Here is a 1,932-nt window from a genome sequence, read left to right on the forward strand (position 1 = left end):
GGCTCCCGACAGAATCAGGGCTGCGATCGCTGAGTGATGGGCATTACGGGGCAAGATAAGACGATCGCCGGGTTGACAAGTTGCCAGCACTGCCGCTTCGATGCCGCAGGTCGAGCCGTTTGCCAAGAAATAGGTTGCCTCCGCTCTAAATGCCTCTGCTGCCAGGCGTTGCGCTGCTTCGATCACGCCTTCGGGCGCAAACAAATTATCGAGTTCGGGCAGTTCGGGCAAGTCTGCCTGCAACATTGCGAAGCCGACTCGCTGGGAAAATTTGTGCGGTGAGCCCTGTCCCTGTTTGTGTCCGGGGGTATGAAACACGGCTCGATCGCGCAGGGCGGCAGCGTTGAGGGCATCGAGTAACGGGGTTTGAGCTTGATCGGACATGGGGCAGGCAAACTACAGAAGAGAATGAGCAATTTCTCTACTGTAAAGGTCTACTGGTGGATAAGGTCTACTAAAGAGGCGAGGCTGCCATCTGCATAAAAATGGTTTGCGCGTCTCGTTCGTCTTGCTTTGATCGCGACTGACGCTGCACATATTGCCCGTTCGGTTGTAGCTCCCAAGCGTGGCGATTGTCCGAGAGCAGAATGCCCAAAATCTCCTGAAGATCTTTGACGAGGAGCGGATCATCGATCGGGGTCATTGCTTCGATACGGTGATCGAGGTTGCGGGGCATCCAGTCCGCACTGCCGATGTAAACTTCTTCCTGTCCGCCATTGTGGAAATAGACAATGCGCGAGTGTTCCAAATAGCGACCGATAATGCTGATTACCCGAATTCGATCGCTCATGCCGGGCAAACCCGGACAAAGGCAACACATGCCGCGTACAATTAGGTCGATTTGAACTCCGGCTTGCGAAGCTTCGTACAGGGCAGCGATAATTTGCGGGTCGACCAGGGCATTCATCTTGGCAACGATACGTCCCGACCCGCCCTGCTGACAGTGCTGCATTTCTCGCCGAATCAGGGCAATTAGCCGATTGCGCAAATTTACCGGAGCCATCAACAGCCTGCGATAGGTTTGCTGACGTGAATAGCCGGTCAGGTAGTTAAACAAGTCGGTCAAATCTGCGCCCAGGTCTTCTCGGCTGCTCAGCAGTCCCAGATCGGCATAAAAGCGAGCGGTCTGGTGGTTATAATCGCCTGTGCCAATGTGAACATAGCGACGAATGTGCTCCGCTTCCTGCCGCACGACCAGGATAATTTTCGTGTGAGTTTTTAAACCAAGCAAGCCATACACCACATGAACGCCTGCTTTTTCCAGCTTACGTGCCCAGGTAATGTTTTTTTCTTCATCAAACCGGGCTTTTAGCTCAATCAGCACCGCAACCTGCTTGCCCTTTTCTGCCGCCATAATCAGGGTGTTGACGATCGGCGAATCGTCTGTGGTGCGATACAGCGTCATCTTGATTGCCAGCACTTCAGGATCGTTTGCCGCTTGGGTGATGAACTGCTGCACTGATGCGCTAAACGAGTGATAGGGATGATGCAGCAAAATATCTCGCTGTCGCAAAATCGAGAAAATGTCCTGCCCTTCTTTGCTTGTTTTTGATCGCTCAGTCCCATGCCGCAGCACAGGCGGAATTGTCGGACTCCAGGCAGGTTCTTTTAGCTCAGGCAGAGCCAGCGTGGTCAGGCTCATTACATCCCGCAAACAAAGCAAGCCCTCCAGTTCGTAAACATCCAGGTCGGTCAGCTCCAGTTCTTCCATCAGCATTTGCTTCAGGCGTTGTAAGGCAGCTCCCGCGACAGAACGATCGGGGGAGTAATTGGGCGCACTGGCTTCGATTTCCAGGCGAACCACCCGGCCGCCAATCCGCCGCTTGCGAAGCTCTTCTTCGATCGCCTCCATCAAATCATCGGCTTGATCTTCTTCGAGTTCTAGATCCGAATCCCGCGTCACACAAAACAAATGAGCTGCCACGATTTCCA

Annotated in this window: 1 protein-coding gene and 1 pseudogene; both read right to left on the reverse strand. The window is 53.6% G+C overall.

Annotated elements, in window-relative coordinates; genetic code table 11:
* Positions 1–384 (reverse strand): annotated as a pseudogene (locus H6F80_RS26265) (arginine decarboxylase); the annotation flags it as partial.
* A gap of 70 nt (positions 385–454) precedes the next feature.
* Positions 455–1,932: polyphosphate kinase 1 (ppk1, locus tag H6F80_RS26270; RefSeq protein ID WP_190794468.1), on the reverse strand; the 1,478-nt coding region annotated here is incomplete at its 5' end.

This window comes from Leptolyngbya sp. FACHB-711 (assembly GCF_014695615.1).
Classification (GTDB): Bacteria; Cyanobacteriota; Cyanobacteriia; order Elainellales; family Elainellaceae; genus Leptolyngbya_A.